This window comes from Mucilaginibacter sp., assembly GCF_025362475.1.
In the GTDB taxonomy this organism is placed as follows: domain Bacteria; phylum Bacteroidota; class Bacteroidia; order Sphingobacteriales; family Sphingobacteriaceae; genus Mucilaginibacter.
The window spans coordinates 24,886-40,384 of the sequence record NZ_JANYGH010000005.1 but is presented as its reverse complement, the minus strand read 5'-3'; the positions used below and the strand labels follow the sequence as shown (position 1 = coordinate 40,384).

Below are 15,499 nucleotides of genomic sequence, written 5' to 3'. Positions count from 1 at the left end.
TTGCGTGAAATGCGAAAGTAACAGCAGTGATAAACTGGCGGCACATATCATAACGAGTTTTAGAGAAATTTTCATTCATAAAAAAAGAGCGGCAGGAAATTAACCCGCCGCTCTTTTAATATTTAAACAAAGCTATCTGCTACCAGAAAACAGAATAAAGCGCTACAACTATTCCTGTTATAATCAACGCGCCAGCCAAAAATCCTTTTGAGGTTTTAAACATAGATGCATCAATTTCCAATCCGTTAGTGGTAATACCTCTTGCCTGGTCAATTTTTGATATGATGTACATACCAACAACGCAAATGATGAATACAAAGCCCATACGATCAAGGAAAGGGATCTCATAAAGCTGGGTAACCTTATCATCCTGTAAAGCCAGTTTCGAGAAGCCATATGGCGACAGGAAGCTCAGATCGGCAAAGCGAGGTAACAATTTAAAGAAGCACGACATGATGAAACCACCGATGGTAGCAAACATGGCCGCGTTTGAAGTTGCTTTTTTCCAGAAGAAACCAAGGATGAACATGGCAAATATACCCGGAGATACAAAACCTGTATATTCCTGTATATATTGGAAACCTTGCTTGCCCTCTCCCATTAATGCCTTGCCAATAAGCTCGGATAAAATGATACCCAATACCATAGCTACCACAACAGACCATTTACCTAAATTCACCAATTTTTTATCGGTAGCACCTGGGTTAATGGCTTTTTTGTAGATATCCAACGTAAAAATAGTAGCGATACTATTTGCCTTACCTGCCAGTGAAGCTACAATTGCAGCTGTTAAAGCGGCAAATGAAAGTCCCTTCAACCCGGTTGGCAACAAGTTCAATAACGATGGATAGGCCTTATTAGGATCCATAACACCCGATGAACTCATCATTTCCTGGTGGAACATACCTTTTTGATAAAGCAAGTAAGCAGCAATACCCGGAAGTACTACAATAACCGGCATCAGCAATTTAAGGAAAGCCGCAAACAGGATACCACCGCGGGCAGTTTTAAGGTTTGCACCCAACGCCCTCTGCGTGATATATTGATTACAACCCCAGTAGTTAAGGTTTGTGATCCACATACCACCTATTAGTACCGATAAACCCGGAAGATCCATATAGTTTGGATTATCTTTCTTGAATATCATGTGGAAGTGATCTTTAGCTTCGGTATGCAGGATTTTGAAACCATTCAATAAGCCTGTAGTGCCTTCTTTTTCGCTTAATAGCGTTAATGCAAGGTAAGTAGCCATTAAACCACCTAATATAAGCACAGCAACCTGTATAACATCGGTATAACCGATTACCTTCATCCCACCCAGGGTTATAAAAACAGAGAATGCAGCCAATAACCAGATACACAAGTGAATATCCAATCCTGATATACCGCTGATAGCCAATGCACCAAGATAAAGGATTGACATTAAGTTAACCACAATGTACAACAACAGCCAAAAGATGGCCATGATCATAGCTACCGTGCCATTATAGCGCTGGTGCAAAAATTGCGGCATGGTGAAGATCTTGTTTTTAAGATACACCGGGATAAAAAATACAGCCACAATGATCAATGTAATGGCCGCCATCCACTCGTAAGTTGATATGGCTAAGCCCATCTTAAATGCCGATCCGCTGGTACCAATAAACTGCTCTGCAGATATATTGGATGCGATCAATGAAGCACCGATTGCCCACCACGTAAGCGACCCTTCGGCCAAAAAGTAGTCTTTGGAGGTCGCGTCTGCGTTATGCTTACGCTTGTATACCCACCAGCCATAGCTGGAAACTATAACAAAGTAGATTAAAAAAACAGCATAATCGCCGATTGAGAGGGTTTTCAGGTTCATTGGTTGGTTAAATTGGTTTTAATAATGTTAGATTGACAATTATAAGCTATATATAGCGATTTATCAAATTTTCTAAATATTCTTGTTTACCACTTAGCGTTTTAGGTTCGCCATTGGTAATTGCATAGGTACGCAAATCTTCTAATGAAAGCTTGCCTTCTTCAAAATCTTTTCCAGAACCGGCATCAAATGATGCATATCTGTCAGTACGGATCTTTTTGTAATCTGATTTCTGCAGGATGCTATCAGCAATAACCAAAGCACGGGCAAAAATATCCATACCACCAACGTGAGCGTAGAACAAGTCGGCTGGATCGGTTGAGTTACGACGGATTTTGGCATCAAAATTAATACCACCACCCTGTAAGCCGCCTGCCTCCAATATGATCATCATCGATTCGGTGATCTCATTTATATCATTCGGGAACTGATCTGTATCCCAGCCGTTCTGCGTATCGCCTCTGTTGGCATCTATCGAACCTAATAAACCAGAATCGGCTGCAACCTGCAACTCATGTTGGAAAGTATGGCCAGCTAAAGTAGCGTGGTTCACTTCCAGGTTAAGTTTAAAGTCGTTCAACAGGTCGTACTTCTGCAAAAAGCCAAATACGGTAGCTGCATCATAATCATACTGGTGCTTGGTAGGCTCGCAAGGTTTTGGCTCGATGAAGAAATTACCTTTAAAGCCTTGTTTGCGGGCATAATCTTTAGCGGTATGTAAAAACTTAGCAAGGTGTTCCTGCTCGCGTTTCATATCCGTATTCAACAGGCTCATGTATCCCTCACGGCCTCCCCAGAATACATAGTTTTCGCCACCCAAAGCAATAGTTGCATCAATAGCCGCTTTCACCTGGGCACCTGCATGGGCCAGTACATGAAAATCGGGATTGGTAGCAGCACCGTTCATATACCTGCGGTGACTAAACAGATTTGACGTTCCCCAAAGCAATTTTACGCCACTTTCGGCTTGTTTTTGTTTAGCGTATTCAACCAATGCCTGTAAGCGTCTGTCGTTTTCGTTAACATCATTGGTATAATCAACAACATCTACATCGTGGAAACAGTAGTAAGGCATGTTCATTTTGGTGATGAACTCAAATGCCGCGTCCATTTTGTCTTTGGCACGTTCAACAGCATCGGCTTTTTCGTCCCATGCAAAAATGTGGGTGGGGCCGCCAAACGGATCGGCACCATTACCGTTAAATGAATGCCAGTAAGAACATGCAAAGCGTAAATGCTCGGCCATAGTTTTGCCTGCTACTACCCTGTTAGCATCGTACCAACGAAACGCTAATGGATTGTCTGATTCGAGGCCTTCAAATTTAACCTCGCCTATTCCTTTAAAGAATTCTTTTTCTCCGGTGATAATACTCATATTTTTAATTATTGATTTACTGATTTAATGAATTATTGATTTTCCCTTTTTAACCTTTGGCCCTTGACCTTTTGCCTCCGGCCCTCTAACCTTTCGCCTTTGACCTTTCACCTCTACCCTTAATCTCTCACCGCCTTTAACCTAACATCCAAAAGTTCTTTCCATTCCTGGTAAACCGGTTCAAATTGTTGGGTTGCATGGGGCTCTATTAACTGAATGGCCTTAGTATTACTGAAAGCCTCTGCCGGCGATTTAAAAATGCCTGCTCCTATTCCAGCGCCTAAGGCAGCACCAACGCTGCCATCGTTATTATATAATTCAACAGGTACACCTGTGGCGTTTACAAAAGTTTCGGTAAATAGTTCGCTTAAAAACAAATTGCTTTTACCCGCACGGATAACTGTAGGATTCATGCCGTTACTACGCATGATATCAAACCCATAACGGAACGCACAGGCAATGCCCTCCTGTACCGCCCTGAAAATATGAGCCTGGGCATGCAGGTTAAGGTCGATATTTTGAAAATGGGCGCCCACCTGCTTGTTGTTTAACATCCGCTCGGCTCCATTACCAAAAGGTAGCACACGCAAGCCTTCGCTCCCTAAGGGTGCTTTTTTAGCTTCGTTGTTTAACTGGGTATAGCTTAAACCCGCACCGAAATTATATTTTGCCCAACGGTACAGGCTGCCGGTGCCATTGATACATAATAATACACCCAAACGTTTTTCTTCCTCAGTGTAATTTACGTGCGCAAAAGTATTGATGCGCGATTGCTGATCATAAGCCAATTGATCACTCACCCCATATATCACTCCCGATGTGCCGGCGGTTGCTGCTACTTCACCGGGGTTCAATACATTTAATGAAAGGGCATTATTGGGCTGGTCGCCTGATTTATAAGTTACAGGGATACCAGCTTTTAGTTTTAGCTTTTCGGCAACCGAAGCAAGTAAGGTTCCGTGTGATGAAAATACCGGGTTTATTACCGGGAACAAACTTTCATCAAAGCCAAAGTAATTGATCACATCTTTAGATATGCTGTTGGTCACAAAATCAAAGAAAACCCCTTCGGACAATGCCGAAACAGACGTAGTGATATCGCCGGTTAGTTTCATGGCGACATAATCACCAGGCAGCATGATCTTATCTATTTTTTCATAAATAGCGGGCTCGTTTTCCTTTACCCAGGCCAGTTTAGAGGCTGTAAAGTTTCCGGGGGAATTTAACAAGTGCGACAAACATTTTTCTTCGCCAATGGATGCAAACGCTTTATCGCCAATTTCTACGGCGCGGCTATCGCACCATATAATACTATCGCGTAAAACGTTCTGGTCTTTATCAACCAAAACCAAACCGTGCATTTGGTAAGCAATACCTATAGCAGCTATGTCCTGCGAATGGTAAGTATTTTTAGCATGGCATATTTCTAAAGCTTTTTGAGCTTGCTCCCACCACATGAGCGGCGATTGTTCGGCCCAACCGGGGTGTACAGCTTTTATTGGCGATTCCTCATCCGGGTATTGTGCCGAGGCAACAGTTTGTTGCGTAGCAGCATCAACAACGCTAACTTTAACAGACGAGGTACCTATATCGATCCCTAATAACAACATAGCTTTTTCTGGGTTATTAACATGAACATTAAAACAGGTTTATTTTTTGGTAACTTAACGCCACGAAATTAAAGAAATATTTGAAATTGCAATCGATTGCGTAAATTTTTTTTTCCAACTTGCACTTTATAATGAAAAAAGTAAAACGCACTACCATTTATGACATTGCCGCCAAGCTGGGCATAACTGCTTCTTCGGTATCAAGAGCGCTGAACAACAGCAACCAGGTGAACGAAAAAACCAAAGAGCTCATCATCAAAACTGCCGATGAGTTAAACTACAAGCGCAATATACTGGCCTCCAACCTGCGTAAAGGACATTCCAAAACCATTGGTGTAGTGGTACCACGAATTAATCAGAATTTTTTCGCGAATGTGATAGCAGGTATTGAAGAAGCTACTTATCAAAAGGGGTATAACTTAATTATCTGCCAATCCGGCGAGTTGCATGATAAGGAGATCCAATGCGTAAACACTTTAATAAACCAGGATGTGGATTGTATTGTGATATCCGTATCGGCCGATGGAAATGATTACCAGCATCTTCAAAATGTAATAGACCACGGCATCCAGCTTATCCAGTTTGACCGTGTGGCCGAAGAACTGGAAACGCTTAAGGTTATCAACGATAATGAGCAGGCATCGTACGAAGCCGTATCGCACCTGATTGAAAGTGGCTATAAGCGTATAGCGCTGCTCGAAGGCCCACAAAATCTGAGCATTTTTAAACAACGTAAGGTGGGTTATTTACGCGCCTTAAAAGATTATAATATCCCTGTTATTGATGAGCTGATAGTTGAAAACGCCTGGACAAAAGAACTTGGTGCCGAAGGAACCCGCAAACTGCTCACACTCCCACAGCCTCCTGATGCCATATTTGCCTCCACATCTGATTTCTCGGCCCTGGGTGTTTTGGAAGTAGCCAATGACATGAAAATTAAAGTACCAGCTGAATTGGGTGTTTGCGGCTATGCCAATGAAAGTTTTTCTGAGATCACCAGTCCGTCCATTACCACCATAGATCAGTTTAGCGTTTATATGGGCAATACCGTTGCCAACCTGTACTTCCAGGAAAAGGGCAATACCGATACCACAGCTAAACCAAAGATCATCAGTATAAAACCAGAATTGATCATTAGGGGATCAACTGCGAGGAATGCTAAAGTTTAGGGTTATTTTAAAACGTTGTCATTTCCTTGATAAAATTCGGAAAACTTTAAAGGTGAAAATGACAAGCGGCGAAAGACTTACGAAGTTTTAAAAACTTCGTAAGTCTGGGATTCGTTTTTGTTCTTCTGCCAAGTTTGAAACCGTGTATACACAAGTATATATACTCCGTCAGGAGTTACCTCTTTGTAGAAATAAATAAAAAAAGACGGACGTGCGCCGTGTATATGCACCGTTAGGTGCTACCTGTTTGTAGAAAATAATTAACAAAGGAAAACGTGCGCCGTAGGTGCTACCCTAAATCGACAAAGTAAATAACCTTTTTAAAAGGTAGCCTCTACGAGGCAAAGGTTTATGGCATATTTTTCTACAAACAGGTAGCACCTAATGGTGCAAGCTGCACTTTTTTGGTATCCACACAATAGCCTGGGAAAGGGCGCATTGCATTGCCATACGGCGGGATCTGTTCTCCACTATATCCGCCAAATAACAGGTAGCACCTAACGGTGCAAGCTGCATTTTTTGGGTGTCCACACAATAGCCCGGGAAAGGGCGCATTGCATTGCCATATGGCGGGATCTGTTCTCCACTGTATCCGCCAAATAACAAGTACCACAGCCCCCTCAAGGGGAGAATGCCCCGCTTTCCCCTGTCACTTTTACTAAATTCTATCCACTAATACAATACGTTACAATAAAAAACCGCTAATTCATATTCAATATCAATTAACATTTCTGTTACATTTGTGCGATATAGCTTTTAACTTTCAACCATAATTTATATCACGACTATGGATGATTTTATCGCAGCAAGGTCGCAAATGGCCTTATCATTAGGTTTTCATATCATCTACTCCTGCATCGGTATGGTTATGCCTGTTTTTATGGCCATATCGCATTACAAGTGGATAAAAACTAAAGACCCTGTTTACAAAAATGTTACCATTGCCTGGAGTAAGGGTGTAGCCATATTTTTTGCTACAGGTGCAGTATCCGGCACTATGCTTTCATTTGAACTTGGTTTACTTTGGCCTTCGTTTATGAAGCATGCCGGTCCTATTTTCGGGATGCCATTTTCTTTGGAAGGCACGGCGTTTTTTATTGAAGCCATTGCCCTTGGATTTTTCCTATACGGATGGAACAGACTTAACACCTGGTTCCATTGGGTTACTGGAGTAGTGGTAGGTATAAGTGGGATAGCTTCGGGAATTTTAGTGGTATCGGCCAACGCATGGATGAACAGTCCATCCGGGTTTGATTATGTGAACGGTAAATACCTCAACATTGATCCATTAAAGGCTATGTTTAACGAAGCCTGGTTTTCTGAATCATTGCACATGACCATTGCCGCGTTTTCGGCCACTGGTTTCGCGGTAGCGGGGATCCACGCGCTGATGATCTACAGGAAAAAAAACGTTGCTTTTCATACCAAATCATTTAAAATAGCCATCATATTTGGCGCGGCAGCAGCTATTTTACAACCGTTTAGCGGCGATATTTCTGCAAAAGGGGCAGCAAAAAGGCAACCCGCTAAACTTGCCGCAATGGAGGCCTACTTTCATACCCAGGAGTATGCTCCCCTTGTTATTGGTGGCATACCGGATACCGCGGCCAAAAAAGTAAATTATGGCCTGGAGATTCCGGGTTTGCTGAGCTTTCTGGTTCATGATAATTTTAAAACATCCGTAAATGCGCTGGATAAGATCCCGGTAAAAGATCAGCCTCCCGTTGCCATCGCGCATTATGCTTTTCAAATTATGGTTGGTATTGGTACGCTGATGATGTTTATCGGCATACTATATTTTATTGCCCTTTGGAAAAAAAGAGATTGGTTCAACAAAGGTTGGTTCCTTAAACTATTTATCGTTGCCACCCCATTGGGCTTTATTGCCCTTGAGGCTGGATGGACAGTTACAGAAGTTGGCAGACAGCCATGGATCATCCAGGGTGTAATGCGCACCAGCGATGCAGTAACCAAAATGCCGGGCATCCAGTATACTTTTTACCTGTTCACCTTTATTTACTTTACCCTAAGCTTATTTGTTATTTTCCTGCTGAAAAGACAGATCCAAATGGTGCCTGAATTGTACGACCGTTAACCCGCCGATATTATGTTATACGTTGTTATCCTTTTTTTATTTGCCTCAATTACCCTGTACTTCCTATTAGGGGGAGCAGATTTTGGTGCGGGCATTATCGAACTTTTTACTTCAACCGATAATAAACACCGAACCCGTAAAACCATGTACCAGGCCATTGGCCCTATATGGGAGGCCAATCACATGTGGCTTATCATTACCGTGGTAATTCTTTTTGTGGGATTCCCGGATATTTACAGTGAAATGTGCACTTATCTGCATATCCCATTGTTGATATTGTTATTAGGGATCATTGCCCGCGGTACCGCATTTACCTTCCGCAATTACGATGCTATTAAGGACGAAAAAACACAGGGATTTTATAACCACATGTTTGTTTATTCCAGCTTTGTTACACCCCTGTTTTTGGGCATTATTGCCGGCAGCGCGCTATCAGGACAAATTGATCCCACAGCAAAAGATTTTGTGCATGCTTATATTTTTAGTTGGTTAAACTGGTTTTCTGTAGCCGTTGGATTTTTCACCGTGGCGCTTTGCGGCTTCCTTGCGGCTATTTATATAGTAGGCGAAACAGATAATGTTGATGACATTAAACGCTATATCAAAAAGGCAAAAGTATCAAACATTGTTGCCGCCATTTGCGGCGGACTAGTTTTCATAGCCTCGGATATTGAGCATGTGGGCTTATCAAAGTGGATTTTTGGCAATCCGATAGGCCTGACAGCTGTAATAGCAGCTATCCTATCGTTGGTATTACTTTGGTTTATCATATCCGACAAAAAGAACCGTCAATGGATCAGGGTATTAGCAGCATTCCAGGTAAGCATGATCCTGATCTCGGTTGGGGCAAGCCGTTTCCCCCGCTTTGTGATCTTTAAAGGCGGCAGCTCCATGTCGCTATTAACCGATCATGCCAATGTTAATACCGTTGATGATCTTGGCATCGGTTTGGTGATTGGAAGTATGTTTATACTGCCTGCATTGGGGTATTTGTATTACAGCTTTCAAAGGAAGGATAGGTAAATTGTCAGAACCGGAATTAACCGAATTAGTTGAATTATTAAAATTCTAAAATTCTGCAAATTCTTTAATTCGGTAAATTCCGGTTCAGACAAAAACTATTGCTGAAATATCCCGGGATACTTCGTTATAAAATAAACCGGGGTACAGCTCCAGGCATGGATCCCATATGCAGTTTAATTTAGTTTTTGTTTTTTACGCTGATCCGGAAGAGAAAACCAGGCAAAGAAATAATTGGTTCCTTCAACGTAAAAACACGCCGTCATCAACCATCCTTTACTATCTTTTTAAATTAAAAATATAAATGCGGAATATTACATTTGTGCCAGGCCCAATTATATAAGTGTGAAAAATTACCTGAAAATATTATCCATTGATGAGTATTCCATTACGCCAAAATACCTTCAATTATCAAATGCTATTATCAGGGCAATTGAAAATGGTGATATTGTAAAAGATGATATGCTGCCATCTATCAATGACCTCAGCTTTGCGCTGGATACTTCGCGCAATACCATTGAGCGGGTTTATAGGGAATTGAAAGATAAGGGCATTGTAAGCTCGGTACCGGGAAAAGGTTTTTTTATCTCGAATACCGATTTTCAGAAACCGTTAAAAATATTTTTACTTTTCAATAAGCTAAGCGCTCACAAGAAGATAATATATGATGCCTTTGTTGCTACCATTGGTGAGCTGGCAACAATTGATTTTTATATTTATAACAACGACTTCTACTTTTTTAAAAAGATAATTGCCGAGAGTTTCCAAAGCGACTATGCCAAATACATCATTATACCACACTTTTTGGATAATGAAACCAAGGCTCACGAAATTATCAATACCATCCCAAAAGATAAACTGATATTGCTTGATAACCTGGTACCTGGTGTAGGCGGAAAATTCGCGGCCATTTATGAGAATTTCGCATCAGATGTTTATGAAGCGCTAAAAAAACTACTGGATAAGCTTACCAAATACCACACCATTAAACTCATATTCCCAGGCAAAACATATCATTCCAAAGAGATATTGAAAGGCTTTCTTAATTTTTGCCGCCAATATGCCTTTGATTATGAAGTGGTTGATTCTTTAGCTTCTGAAACCATTAAGATGAATACAGTTTATATCAGCTTAATGGAAGATGACCTGGTTGTCCTTATCAAAAAGATCATTGCGGCTGATCTCAAGGTAGCCAGGGATGTAGGGGTAATATCTTATAATGAAACTGCACTTAAGGAGATCATACTTGATGGCATTACCACCATATCTACCGATTTTAAGCTCATGGGCAGCAAAACCGCCGAGTATGCATTAAGCAATTGTCATGGACATTTTGCCGTGCCATTTAATGTAACGCTGAGGAGTTCATTGTAGAAGCCCCTTTAAGTATCCCCTTTTAGGAGGGGATTTAAAAAAAGATATATAACTTTAGTTAAAAAACCCTCCCCTGAAGGGGAGGGTTGGGTGGGGCTCCTATTTCAACTCTTTAACCTTTATACTTCTAAAAAACACCTCGTTACCATGATCCTGCAATAACAGGTGTCCCTGAGGGGCTTCGCCAAAGTTTTTCCAGATGGTATATTTACTCATGGCTACCAGGTCTTTGTAGGCTTTTGAACCACGCTCATATTCCAGTACTTTAACACCATTCAGGTAGTGTTCTACATGGTTGTTTGGATAAACAACTACCCTGCCGGTATTCCAGGCGCCAATAGGATGAACAAAACGCTCCTGTTTGTTGGCCTTTATGAGGTCATATAGCGAGGCTAAAGTTCTGTCGCCATCCCGGCCAAGTTTTGCATCGGGGTGCAGTTTATCATCCAACACCTGGTATTCCAGGCCTATGGCCGATCCCGTGGTAACTTCGCTAAGCGTAACAAAATATTTAACACCACTGTTGGCGCCAGGTGTCAGCTTAAACTCAAACGACAGATCAAAAGCACTGTAATTATCATTGGTAACTATATCGCCACCACCAGATTCTTCCTTACCTGCAGAAGGCAGCACATGCATGGTGCCATTAGCTACCTCCCAACCATGATCAGGAAAGCTTTTAAGGGTTGCCCCATGCCAGCCTGTATTGTTTTTCCCATCGTAAAGCAACTTCCATCCGGCGGCCTTCTCGGCGGGCGTGATGCTATTAGGCTGCAGATTTACCACGTAAACATCTTTAGGGAAGGGTTTTGATTTTAAATTGACAGTTTGCAGGTTAAAGTTTTTGAAGTACACTTTTTTGCCTGCTTGTTTTTGATCAGTTACAGCGTGTACCTGTAAGGCAATAAAACCCTTTGTATCAATGGTATCTACCACATCAGCAGTTGGAATGCCGTTTACCCATGTTTTCATTTCGTTGCCAATACATTCTATACGGATATGATTGTATTCTCCAACTTTAAAGGCATCTTTTGCGGCTGCGTTTAAATCCAAAGGATAGAGCCAGTCACGCCTGCCCTCATCATAAATACCGCCCGTCCATTTACGATCAGACGGATCAATTTCAAACTGGCGGCCATAAACCAGGCCTTTACCATCATGCCCGGCAGGATTGTAATGGCTGCGGGTTTGTACTCCCGAGTTACTTAGCTTGCTTTCAATTTTCGCGTCAAGCTCTAAAATAAAATCGCCATATTCCTTTTCGGTAACTAAAAAGGTGTTGCCAGAGTTTAAAACGGTAGTGCCTACAATGACCCCATCTTCTACATTATAGTCGGCGGTACCGGCAAGGCGTTTCCAGCCTTTGAGCGTTTTACCATCAAATATTTTTATTTGAGCCTGGGTTAGCGAGGCCGTGGCTAATAAGAGAATTATTGGATAGATGTATTTTTTCATAGTATGGTTTTATTGTTCAAAATTCATAAATTATGTAATTGCGTGTGTGGCAATCGCGAACCTTACAAGTTCGCGATTGGTTCGTTCCTCGCAATGACATGGTGTAGAGGAACGTTTTGTCATCCTGAACATAGTGAAGGATCTATTATTCGCCATGCTTCTTCGCCCTGTAAAGTCTCCGATTAAATCCTTCGCTATCACTCAGGATGACAAAGGATTTATTCTTTACACCTTCACTTCCCAGCCCTTTTCATATTCCCGGCTCCAAAGCTTTTCAGCTTCGGGATCATTCAGGATATGGCCATTGGTAGGATCAATGTGCAGTACTCTGTCTACGCGGTAGGATATATTCCCTAATTGCGGCAGCAGGGTTGATTTAAAGCCGATTTCGATAGGGCAATTCAGTGGTGCTACTCCCCTAACCCCATCAATAAAGTTTTTCATATGAAAACCATCCAACGCCTCGGTAGGGCTTACTTTGTTGGTGGCATCCACTTTGGTATCATCTTTAATTTCCTTTACCAATTTGTTATCGCCATCATAAACCTGGTAACCGTTGCCGCTACCATAAAATAAGGTTCCTTTATCCCCATAAAATATTACGCCGCGGCCCAATTGTTCAATGTTAAAGCCGTTACTGCTCCTACTTTCCCATTCGGCGGCAGTATTATTGGGGAAGTTGTAAAGGATATTTTGAGTATCCGGCGTTTGCCAGTCATCATTAAAGTGGAAACGACCACCGGTTGATACTACTTTATTAGGATAATCAACACCCAATCCCCAACGGATCACGTCAAGCTCATGGGTACCGTTGTTAAGAGCCTCGCCGGTTCCCCAGTTCCAGAACCAGTGCCAGTTATAATGGATAAGGTTATCCTGGTATGGTTTCCTCGGTGCCGGGCCCTGCCATAAATCATAATTAAGATTAGCGGGCACAGGCACCTGCTTGCCATGACCAATGCTTAAACGATGGTTGGTATACCATCCTTTTGCATAATAAGTTCTGCCGATAACGCCATCATGCAATTCCTTAACCATTGCCTGCACATTAGAGAATGAGCGTCTTTGACTGCCCATTTGCACCAAACGATTATACTTTTTTGCTGCTTCAACAGCCATTTCGCCTTCATGTGGATTATGACTGCAGGGTTTTTCTACGTATACATGCTTACCGGCCTGGCAGGCCATAATAGTTGCAGGGGCGTGCCAGTGATCGGGCGGGGCAACAACCACGGCGTCAATGGCTTTTATCTCGAGCATCTTGCGGATGTCAGTAATGCCTTTAGGTCTTTTACCTGTTATTTTAAAGATCTCGTCGATAGTTTTATCCACCACCTTTGAATCTACATCACAAATATACCCTATCTCTACATTGGGGATTTTAGCATAGTTCTGGGCCAGGTAAAGGCCACGACTATTGGTTCCCATCATACCTAAAACTACTTTTTCATTAGGCGATCCCTTAAAAAATGAGGCGGCCTTTGATACCTGGGTTCCAAGCAGGAAACTGGTTCCGGCAACTGATGTAGTTTGAATGAACTGTCTACGGTTAAGCATAGCTAAAATGGGTTAATTGGTTTATAACACATTGCCCGGCGGGCAGGGGCGGCAAATTAGCTAAGTTTTGTAAAGCCTGAAAAAAAATAGGAGTTTTTTTTTAACAGCCATTGTAATTTAACTGTTACTTTAATTATGGAGTATAATTATCGCGATTGTTTATTTCTAAAAAACAAGCCTCAGCAAGTAGGCTTGTTTAAAATGATAAGGTTTAGGAATTTAAGCAGACCTTAATACTAACCGTTTTCATTATAAAAGTAGTTAATTTCCACTACCAAAAAAATAGTATTAATACGGAATTTGGGGATTGATGAGACGTAATTTTACGTAAACAATAATGAACCCCGATAGATACCTTAGCGATAGATTTAAAACCTATTGCTAAGGTATTTCACTTAATATGGTTTAATATTGTATTGGCAGCGGTACCAATTTGGTATCCTGGCGCTGGTGCCAATATGGATAAATTGGCGCAACCTCACTGGCAGCATCCAGTTTTTTAACCTGGTCTACAGTTAAGTTCCAGCCAACGGCATCAAGGTTTTGTTTAAGCTGCTCCTCGTTGCGGGCGCCTATGATGATGTTGGCGACTGTTGGCCTTTGTAATAACCAATTGATTGACACCTGTGCAACAGATTTACCAGTTTCCTGCGCTACCTCGTCCAAAGCATCAACAATGTTGTATAAATGATCAAAGTTGGTGGCCGGGCCATGCGCACCGCCTTGTACCGTTCTTGAATTTTCTGGTATAGGCTGCCCTCTTCTGAACTTGCCGCTCAACTGACCAGATGCTAAAGGACTCCAAACTATGGTACTAACATTTTGATCAATAGCTAAAGGTATCAGCTCCCATTCAAATTCACGATTCAACAGCGAGTAATAGGCCTGGTTAGCCACATACCTGCTCCAGCCATAACGCTCAGATACAGACAGCGACTTCATTAAATGCCAGCCCGAAAAATTGGAACAGGCAATGTACCGTACTTTACCGCTGGTTACCAGGTCGTCCAAGGCACGCAGGGTTTCCTGAACCGGCGTTGTAGCATCAAAGCCATGCATATGGTATATATCAATATGATCTGTTTGCAGGCGGCGTAAGCTATCCTCGGCCTGCCTGATCAAATGAAAACGAGATGAGCCATAGTCATTAGCGCCATCGCCCATGCTAAAGGTTGCCTTGGTACTAATAAGCACATCATTGCGCAATCCATCTAAAGCCTTACCCAATATTTCTTCAGAGGTGCCCCTTGAGTACACATTCGCGGTATCAAAAAAGTTAACGCCGGCATCAAGGCATAAATTGATGAGCTTTTTAGCTTCATCAACCTGCGTATTACCCCAGGCTTTAAAAAACTCATTTCCACCGCCAAAAGTGGCAGTGCCAAAACTTAACACGGGCACTCTCAAACCCGATGCTCCTAATTGTCTGTATTCCATTGTGGTATTTTTTAATGTAATTAATTACATGATGTAGGTACATAACAAAGCTAAAACTTATGTTTGCGAAGAGCGGGTTCTATACATCATCATTTTGTCATTTGTAGTTTAGTTAGGTAGCCGTAACAAGAAAAAAACGCCAACCGTCTTAATTCTTGATTCTTGACTCTCGATTCTATTTCCAATCCAATCAGGAACACTTCTAAATAGCAAATAGGCTTCATAGACGCCCTTTCATTGGTTACCTTTGCACCAAAATTTTAACGAATGGCAACAACTAAACTTACTATTAATAACAACGGATCTGTAAAAATTGAAGGCGATTTTGAAATTGTAGATATGCAGGGTAATAACTACGGCTTACAAGGCAGAACTGTGCTTTCTGTTTGTCGTTGCGGCCTATCAGCAAACAAACCGTTTTGTGATGGATCGCACAAAGGTCATTTCGAGCATAATGCAATTGCATTTGACCTTCCTCCTAAAAAAGTTTAAATAACGGTTTATTACCATATTTATAAAGGCCCGCAGTTAAATACCGCGGGCCTTTACTTTTAGAATATT

The 15,499-nt window shown here is 41.8% G+C and carries 11 protein-coding genes; 5 read left to right on the top strand and 6 right to left on the bottom strand.

The window, feature by feature from the left end:
• Nucleotides 1-139: 139 nt before the first annotated feature.
• From Q0R88_RS02065 to Q0R88_RS02055, 3 genes are all read right to left on the bottom strand, one after another.
• The gene (locus Q0R88_RS02065) at nt 140-1,846 is read right to left on the bottom strand and encodes a sodium/sugar symporter (RefSeq protein WP_295711682.1); all 1,707 of its coding nucleotides are present in this window, start codon (nt 1,844-1,846) and stop codon (nt 140-142) included.
• Between the two features lie 46 nt (nt 1,847-1,892).
• Nucleotides 1,893-3,221 carry a xylose isomerase gene (gene xylA / locus Q0R88_RS02060; RefSeq protein WP_295711680.1) on the bottom strand — a complete coding sequence of 443 codons (1,329 nt, stop codon included), beginning with the start codon at nt 3,219-3,221 and terminating at the stop codon, nt 1,893-1,895.
• 119 nt (nt 3,222-3,340) lie between these two features.
• Complete coding sequence (locus Q0R88_RS02055; RefSeq protein WP_295711678.1) at nt 3,341-4,831, bottom strand: FGGY family carbohydrate kinase; 1,491 nt, start codon at nt 4,829-4,831, stop codon at nt 3,341-3,343.
• Nucleotides 4,832-4,962: 131 nt separating this feature from the next.
• Here Q0R88_RS02055 and Q0R88_RS02050 point away from each other — a divergent pair, with 131 nt between their 5' ends.
• The 4 genes from Q0R88_RS02050 to Q0R88_RS02035 all read left to right on the top strand — a co-directional run bounded on the left by Q0R88_RS02050 (nt 4,963) and on the right by Q0R88_RS02035 (nt 10,489).
• Nucleotides 4,963-6,000, top strand: a complete 1,038-nt coding sequence (locus Q0R88_RS02050; RefSeq protein ID WP_295711676.1) for a LacI family DNA-binding transcriptional regulator — start codon at nt 4,963-4,965, stop codon at nt 5,998-6,000.
• A 787-nt stretch (nt 6,001-6,787) separates the two neighbouring features.
• Nucleotides 6,788-8,095, top strand: coding sequence for a cytochrome ubiquinol oxidase subunit I (locus tag Q0R88_RS02045; protein WP_295711674.1), 1,308 nt, complete (start codon nt 6,788-6,790; stop codon nt 8,093-8,095).
• A gap of 12 nt (nt 8,096-8,107) precedes the next feature.
• Nucleotides 8,108-9,118: a cytochrome d ubiquinol oxidase subunit II gene (locus Q0R88_RS02040; RefSeq protein ID WP_295711672.1), complete on the top strand. Its 1,011-nt coding sequence runs from the start codon at nt 8,108-8,110 to the stop codon at nt 9,116-9,118.
• 342 nt (nt 9,119-9,460) lie between these two features.
• Nucleotides 9,461-10,489, top strand: coding sequence for a winged helix-turn-helix domain-containing protein (locus tag Q0R88_RS02035; protein ID WP_366086602.1), 1,029 nt, complete (start codon nt 9,461-9,463; stop codon nt 10,487-10,489).
• A 99-nt stretch (nt 10,490-10,588) separates the two neighbouring features.
• Here the strand turns inward: Q0R88_RS02035 and Q0R88_RS02030 are convergent, their stop codons facing one another.
• The 3 genes from Q0R88_RS02030 to Q0R88_RS02020 form a co-directional block, all read right to left on the bottom strand.
• Nucleotides 10,589-11,944 carry a DUF1080 domain-containing protein gene (locus Q0R88_RS02030; protein WP_295711671.1) on the bottom strand — a complete coding sequence of 452 codons (1,356 nt, stop codon included), beginning with the start codon at nt 11,942-11,944 and terminating at the stop codon, nt 10,589-10,591.
• 225 nt (nt 11,945-12,169) lie between these two features.
• The gene (locus Q0R88_RS02025; protein ID WP_295711670.1) at nt 12,170-13,501 is read right to left on the bottom strand and encodes a Gfo/Idh/MocA family oxidoreductase; all 1,332 of its coding nucleotides are present in this window, start codon (nt 13,499-13,501) and stop codon (nt 12,170-12,172) included.
• Nucleotides 13,502-13,906: 405 nt separating this feature from the next.
• Entirely contained in the window at nt 13,907-14,938 is a 1,032-nt protein-coding gene (locus Q0R88_RS02020; RefSeq protein ID WP_295711669.1) for an aldo/keto reductase, read from the bottom strand.
• A 267-nt stretch (nt 14,939-15,205) separates the two neighbouring features.
• On the opposite strand from Q0R88_RS02020, the gene Q0R88_RS02015 reads away from it, so the two are divergent.
• On the top strand, nt 15,206-15,430 hold the full coding sequence (locus Q0R88_RS02015; RefSeq protein WP_091142315.1) for a CDGSH iron-sulfur domain-containing protein: 225 nt from the start codon (nt 15,206-15,208) through the stop codon (nt 15,428-15,430).
• Nucleotides 15,431-15,499: the final 69 nt, after the last annotated feature.

Excerpts from the sequence above, each read along its gene's own strand:
- Q0R88_RS02065 (WP_295711682.1), bottom strand. The coding sequence starts at position 1,846 with ATGAACCTGAAAACCCTCTCAATCGGCGATTATGCTGTTTTTTTAATC.
- xylA (WP_295711680.1), bottom strand. The coding sequence starts at position 3,221 with ATGAGTATTATCACCGGAGAAAAAGAATTCTTTAAAGGAATAGGCGAG.
- Q0R88_RS02055 (WP_295711678.1), bottom strand. The coding sequence starts at position 4,831 with ATGTTGTTATTAGGGATCGATATAGGTACCTCGTCTGTTAAAGTTAGC.
- Q0R88_RS02050 (WP_295711676.1), top strand. The coding sequence starts at position 4,963 with ATGAAAAAAGTAAAACGCACTACCATTTATGACATTGCCGCCAAGCTG.
- Q0R88_RS02045 (WP_295711674.1), top strand. The coding sequence starts at position 6,788 with ATGGATGATTTTATCGCAGCAAGGTCGCAAATGGCCTTATCATTAGGT.
- Q0R88_RS02040 (WP_295711672.1), top strand. The coding sequence starts at position 8,108 with ATGTTATACGTTGTTATCCTTTTTTTATTTGCCTCAATTACCCTGTAC.
- Q0R88_RS02030 (WP_295711671.1), bottom strand. The coding sequence starts at position 11,944 with ATGAAAAAATACATCTATCCAATAATTCTCTTATTAGCCACGGCCTCG.
- Q0R88_RS02025 (WP_295711670.1), bottom strand. The coding sequence starts at position 13,501 with ATGCTTAACCGTAGACAGTTCATTCAAACTACATCAGTTGCCGGAACC.
- Q0R88_RS02020 (WP_295711669.1), bottom strand. The coding sequence starts at position 14,938 with ATGGAATACAGACAATTAGGAGCATCGGGTTTGAGAGTGCCCGTGTTA.
- Q0R88_RS02015 (WP_091142315.1), top strand. The coding sequence starts at position 15,206 with ATGGCAACAACTAAACTTACTATTAATAACAACGGATCTGTAAAAATT.